We start from the raw sequence: 6,205 nt of genomic DNA, 5'->3' as shown, positions 1-6,205 counted from the left end.
TGAAGCGGCAGATGTTCGGCCGGGCCGGCCTCGACCTCCTGCGCAAGCGCATCCTCCTCGCCCGCTGACCCACCTGCCACAAAACCCGCGACAGTAACCCTACGTCAGACCTGCACCAAAAGTGATCCAGAACCTCATTTCAACCGTCGCCGACACCATCTGCCGGGTCGTGACTCTCTCCCGCAACCAGTTGGCGTGGAGGCGTTCGTCCACGCTCAGATATCGTGACGGGCTGCAGACTCCAGGTACTCAGGTCGGGTATGTCGGTGAACTCGGCAACCCAGGTGCCAGGCTGTTGGGCGTGGCATCTGTTGACTTCACCGAGCTCAAGGAATCAGTGAAAGCCTGTCGGAGTTTAGTGCGGGTTGTGATGTGGAGTTTTCGGTAGGTGGCTGATAGATGGACCTCGACAGTCTTGGCGGTGACGAAGAGTTCTTGAGCGATTTGGCGGTTGGTCAGGCCGTGGGCAGCGAGTTCGGCGACTCGTCTTTCGCTAGGGGTGAGGGCGTTGAGACCAGTGATGGCAGTAGTTCGGGGACTGGCGCCAGCAGCGCATAGTTCGTTCCGAGCGGTTTCCGCTAGCAGGGCGGCACCACAGTGCTCGGCCAGGTCAAGGCCGGCGGACAAAGGAGTGCGCGCTTCAGCCCGGGCGTTGCCACGGCGAAGGGCTGCGCCCAGATCGATCAGGGCATGGGCGTGTTCCAGGCGAGCGGAGGAAGTTTGGAGTATGTCGACTGCTTCACGTAGAAGGCGCAGGCCAGGAGCACCAGGCGTGAGGATGCCTGCGATACGCAAGGCATGGCCCAAAGCGTGGGGGATGCCGCAGCGCCGGGCGATGCTTATCTCTTCACGGGCGTAGTCGCGAGCTTCCTGATCGCGGCCCAGCGAGTGCAGGCACAGGGCGGCTTGGGATCGCCAGGGGACGATGGCGGGATTGCCCCCGCCGTGATCGACGAATCGCTGGCCCGCTGCGAAGGCTGCCTGCAGGGCTTGACTCTGGTGCCCCTGAGCATGCAACAGTCGGGCTCGGCTGTGCAAGGGGAAGAAGTACAGACCGACCGCGGGTAGTGGCTCCGGCAACGACGACTCCAGGACGAACTCCGCCTCACTGATACGCCCCTCATCTACCAGGACCTCGGCCAGAATTCCGTGGATGATTGGGATGGCGAGCAGGTTTCCGGTCAGTTCGGCCAGCCTTAGTGCCTCGCGCAGGTCCTCCTCGGCTTGGGCGAGGTTTCCGCGCCGTAGATATCCCAAGCCCCGATATGTGTGGGCGGGGCAGAGCGCTGAGGGTGCTCCGCGTACACGGGCGCGGGCGATCAGGTCGTCGTGGGCAGCTATGCCAGCATCTGGGTCAGCGATCGTGAGGGCAAAGCAACCGGCCATAGCAATGGTGGCCCTCTGGCTCGCGCTCTCCAATAGTAGGGGAGACTGCAGCGCGCGCCGAGCGCGTTCAGTCGCGCGAGGATTCCCACTATAGCTGTCCAGTGCGGCAATCATGCAGTCCAGTTGCAGCGCTCCAAGGGTTTGGGCTGGGGGCAGGTCACGCAGTCGGGGGAGTCTCAGCGTCACGCTCTGCCAGTCAGCCGCTATGCATGACACGTTGAGTAGAATCGCCTCAACGGCGCGGCGCAGGTCATCCTCCTCTTCGGGAAGTTCTTCGACGGTCTTGGTCAAGATCTCGGTTGCTTCCTCGACACGCTGCATATACTGCATAGCCAAGCCCAAAGTAACGCCGAGCTGGGCGCGTTGTTGGGGATTCTTAGTCAAAGCTAGGGCGTCTTGTAGGTACCCGGTGGCCGCTTTGAGGTCGACCGGCAGTGCCGCGTTGCCAGCCTCGATGAGTAGTGCCAACTTGTCCTCAGCCGGGGGCGGCTCGGCTAGTGCCCGCTGCAGGTAACGGGAGGCCGCCTCCGGGGCGTTGTGTTGTAGTGCTTCGTCTGCCGCTTGCCGTAGCGCGCCCACCGTGGCCAGGTCGCCGACAGGTTCCAGACGCAGCAGGTGCGCTGCGGCGCGTTCGGCCGGGACATCAGGCGTATCTAGCAATAGCGCTGCGGCACGGCGGTGGTAAGCATTGCGGCGGACATAATCGATCTGTTCGTAGACCGCGGCGCGCATTAGTGGGTGTTTGAAGTCGTAGCGTCCCGAGCGTTTGGTGGGCTGGATGAGTGCAGCATCCTGCAAGTCTCGCAGAGGCTCCTGGGCATCTCCGCAGGGAAGCCCAGCCAACTGCGTGATGCGATCGAGGTCGGCATCTGGGCTTAGAACCGCGATTGCCTGCGCCAGACGTACATGCCCCGAAGTTAGCCGGCCTAGTTCAAGACTCACTCGGCGCGACAGTGCCTGCGATCCCAATTCCTCCATCCTCCCGATGCTGAATCGAGTTGGTTCTGTGTGTTCGGCAGCCAGTGCGCTGGCCAGTTCATTGAGTAGCAGCGGGTTGCCTCCTGTGAGCCGGTGGCATGCTTGGGCGAAGGGAGGGTCGGCTGGTTGAGGCAGTATCGAGGACAGCAAAGTGCCAGCCCCAGCAGCGGTCAGTGGGGCGGGACGCAATATTCGCCAGACCGGGTCAGTGGCGATCACATCCAGGAGATGGGTTGCCACACCAGGCTCGGCTGTCCGCAGGCCGACTGCTATGAGGAGAGTGAGGTCTCCTAGCCGGGGAAGGAGGAATGCCAAGAATCGCAGCGAAGGCTCGTCGGCCCAATGTAGATCGTCGATGATCACTGCTAGTGGGCCTGTCTGACACATGTTGGAGAGCAGCCAGAAGAACCCGTTTAGCTCGGCAAATCCACCAGGCGAGACTTCGGATGAGGTGACATCGCCCAACACTGTAGTCGCTGCGGACGCCGCTCCAGTAAGCCATGTAGCCAGTTGCTGATCATCGGCCGATGCCAGAGAGGGCTCGAACAGCTGGCGCACCACTCCATACGCATACTCACGCTCAAGCTCTAGAGCCCTGGCAGTCAGTACTCGAACGCTGCTCCGGCCAGCAAGATGACGCGCCTCACTGAGCAACCGGGTCTTTCCTGCTCCGGTGGGGCCGACGACCGCGAAAAACCCACTCTGCTTGTCGCTGAGTCCCTCCATACCGGCCCGCAACTCGGCCAGCTCGGTGTCGCGCTCCAACAACATCGCCGTGTCCATATCAATTAATATCCACCAGCCTAGTCAAAACTACCAGTGGTCCGAACGAATCACCTCTTTTGGGATTCCCGATGTGCGGCCAAGTGCTGTCCCGTAAATGATCTATGACGTGCCCTGACCTGCTTGTTCGTTGTCACTCGGCGAGGGTGAGGTGGTGTAGGCGGGTGATGCCGAGCATTGCGTGGGTGGACACTAAATCCTGGAGCTGATGAACTCAGGCGAGTGCGCCGAGGGTTTCCCGCGTAGATCCGGGCCCCGAGCTGGATCCCCGGTGTTACCGGATCCCGCGGGAGAGGGGGCAGTCCGGCGGACGCCGCCGCCAGGGTACCCACTCGGCGAAGACGATGCTTGAGCTGGTCGTCACCGGGCCCTCGTAGGTGTTCACTTGGGACGTCACCAAAGTGGGCGGACCGGTCAAGGGCGTCTAGTATCACGCCTACGTCGTCATCGACATCTTCAGCCGCTACATCGTCGGCCATACCGTTGAGGCCGCCGAATCAGCCACACGGTACCTCGGCACGCCGAGGAGGTCCGCGACCAGCGGACCGTCACCTCGCCGACGCATACGCCCGCCATCCGAACGCTTGAGCCGACGCCTCCGACCACCCCGGATGCCCCAGCAGGCGTGGATCAACGACCCGGCCAAACGCTGCGAACCCGCACCACAAACCTCATAGCGTCACGACCGTCTCACTGGGCTTGAAATCTTCCGCTCTGGCTGGGGTCGCGGTCGTGTGGGATGGCCAGGCTGCGCCCCAGTAGCCGCCGTTCGCGATGACCGTGGTCAGGCTGTCGATGGCGAGTTCATGTGCGGGTGGGCGCGTGCATACCGCGCTCGGTGCGAGACACGTTGTCAGGCCGCATGCGAACGCAGTTCGGCAAGGCCCTCTTGCTGTGTCTTGACCGGCGTGTAGCCGAGTTCGGTGCGCGCCTTGGTGATGTCGATGGTGCACTGGCGACCGGAAAGCCACAGACTCATATAGTCCAACGGCGGGGCACCCTTCACACGCAGGAGCCGCCACAGGCTTTCCCCAGCTGCGGTGACCGTCCGGGCGACCCCGTAGGGGAGTGATCGTTTGGGCGGCGTGACCTTCTGGGTGGCCAGCAGGTTGGTGACGAACTCGCGGAAGGTGACAGCGGTACCGTCGGTCACGAAGTAGGCTTGGCCGGGGCGGCCGTGTTCGGCCGCCAAAACAAGCCCTTCCACCGCGTTGTCGACGTGGGTGGTGTCGGTGAGGTGCCCACCTCCGCCGAGCCACGCGAATCGGCCTGCTTCGACCATGCTGACCAGTTCGGGTAGCAGTGTCGTGTCGCCAGCACCCCAGACCATGCGCGGCCGCAGGACGACGGTTTCCATCCGGGTCTGGTCGGCTTGCAGCACGAGTTGTTCAGCAGTTGCCTTGGATGCGGAGTAGTGGGCCCGTGAGTCGGGTCGAAGCGCCGCTGTCTCGTCCACATCGACTAAAGGCCGGCCGTCCATGAGGACGGCTTCGGTGCCGACGTGGATGAAGCGTCTCACCCCGTTTTCACGCGCGGCGCGCAGTGCGTTGTCGGTTCCGGTGACATTGTCGGCCCAGAACTGCTGACGAGTGCCGATGCGGGGGGTGCGGGCGGCAGTATGGAAGGTCAGGTCGGCCCCCGACATCGCGGCGCGCAGGCTCTGCAGGTCCCAAAGGTTGGCCTGTACAGGGATGGCGCCGAGCGCTTGGACCTTGCGGGCCGAAGCGTCACTGCGTGCGACCGCACGGACCCTGTGACCCTCGGCGACTAAGCGCTTGATCAGTCGGCCTCCGATGAAGCCTGAGCCGCCGGTAATCAGAACTGTGGCCATGCTGATCTCCTCGTAAACTATGACGATCGATATAGCTATGCTGGCCACTATACTTTGTGTGTGGCCAGACCGAAATCCGACTCACGTGAGAAGATCCTTCGTAGCGCTCACCGACTGCTGTGCCGTCAGGGCTACAAGGGAACTGGGCTGGCTCAGATCGTCGATGAGGCGGGAGCGCCCCGTGGATCGGTCTACTACCTTTTTCCCGGGGGGAAGGAGGAGATCGCCGTAGAAGCGGTCCGTATCGCGGCGGCGGACTCGGTGCGCTTCATCGAAGCCACCCGCCTGGCCAGCCCCACCGCACGGGCATGGGTGACGGCCATCTCCGAGCACTTCTCCCGCCACTTGAAGGAAACCGGCTTCAGCGAGGGGCTACCGATCACCACAGTGACCTTGGATTCAGCGCCCGTCTCTGAAGCGCTGACCGTGGCATGCCGCGATGCCTACCGGGCACTCGTGGAGTGCTTGGAGGAGAGCCTGCTGTACTACGGGGCCTCGTCTGCCGAGGAAACCCGCAGCCTGGCGATGCTTCTGCTGGCCACCCTGGAGGGCTCCATGGTGCTGGCTCGCGCTTACCAGTCGCTCACCCCCTGCGAGCTGATCCTGGAGCAAATTCTGTCACTTGTTCCCGATCACGACTGAAACGGCAGCAGGCCGTCGCGCCGATCGTCCGCCCTGCCTTGCCCCGCCGGTACGCTGGGTGTCACGAACGGCCCTGGTCGAGGACCATCACGCCGTCGATCTCGGCGATGCCCCTTTGGCGGGCAGGACATTTATCGTGCGAGGTGAGAAGAGGCGAACGGTGTCACGTCTGGATGTTCCTGCGGATGGATCTGCGCTGTTTCCACGCTCTGTATGAGGCAGGCTGAGTATCTCCGCTATTGCCCGGGAGACCGGACTGAACTGGCGGACCGTAAAGAAGTACATCGAGGTTCTGCCGCCAGTGGTGACGCTGAAAGGGTCGCCACACAAGGGTTGTCACGGGCATGTGATCGAGCCGTTCAAGTTGGTGATCGATGCCTGGCAGCGGGCCGACATCATGTTGAAGGCGGGGGTGACTTACGAGCAGCTCATCGAGCAGTACGGGTCCACCGGCAACTACCAGCGGGTGAAGCTGTATGGGCAGTAGGCCCCAGGGTCTTTGAGAAGTGGCGAGGTGGGCGGTTCGCCTGCTGAGAGCCAGGATGTGACGGCTTGTCGGCTTCTGCCGGAGGCGCCCCTGGACGC

4 protein-coding genes are annotated in these 6,205 nt (G+C 63.0%); 2 read left to right on the top strand and 2 right to left on the bottom strand.

The features are described 5' to 3' along the window. Positions 1 to 249: 249 nt before the first annotated feature. Together ACWCQK_RS41755 and ACWCQK_RS41750 are read right to left on the bottom strand one after the other, a co-directional pair. Positions 250 to 3,147, bottom strand: a complete 2,898-nt coding sequence (locus ACWCQK_RS41755; RefSeq protein ID WP_451164443.1) for a helix-turn-helix transcriptional regulator — start codon at positions 3,145 to 3,147, stop codon at positions 250 to 252. An 853-nt stretch (positions 3,148 to 4,000) separates the two neighbouring features. Beyond that, positions 4,001 to 4,978, bottom strand: a complete 978-nt coding sequence (locus ACWCQK_RS41750) for an NAD-dependent epimerase/dehydratase family protein (RefSeq protein WP_451164441.1) — start codon at positions 4,976 to 4,978, stop codon at positions 4,001 to 4,003. A gap of 60 nt (positions 4,979 to 5,038) precedes the next feature. On the opposite strand from ACWCQK_RS41750, the gene ACWCQK_RS41745 reads away from it, so the two are divergent. Together ACWCQK_RS41745 and ACWCQK_RS41740 are read left to right on the top strand one after the other, a co-directional pair. After that, entirely contained in the window at positions 5,039 to 5,620 is a 582-nt protein-coding gene (locus ACWCQK_RS41745) for a TetR/AcrR family transcriptional regulator (protein WP_451164439.1), read from the top strand. 301 nt (positions 5,621 to 5,921) lie between these two features. Next, positions 5,922 to 6,107 (top strand): hypothetical protein, encoded by a 186-nt coding sequence (locus ACWCQK_RS41740; protein WP_451164437.1) that lies wholly within the window; start codon positions 5,922 to 5,924, stop codon positions 6,105 to 6,107. The last annotated feature ends 98 nt before the right edge of the window (positions 6,108 to 6,205 follow it).

Source organism: Streptomyces sp. NPDC002306, assembly GCF_053593435.1.
Note: the sequence above shows the minus strand (reverse complement) of the source record. Positions and strands in the feature narration are given on the sequence as shown.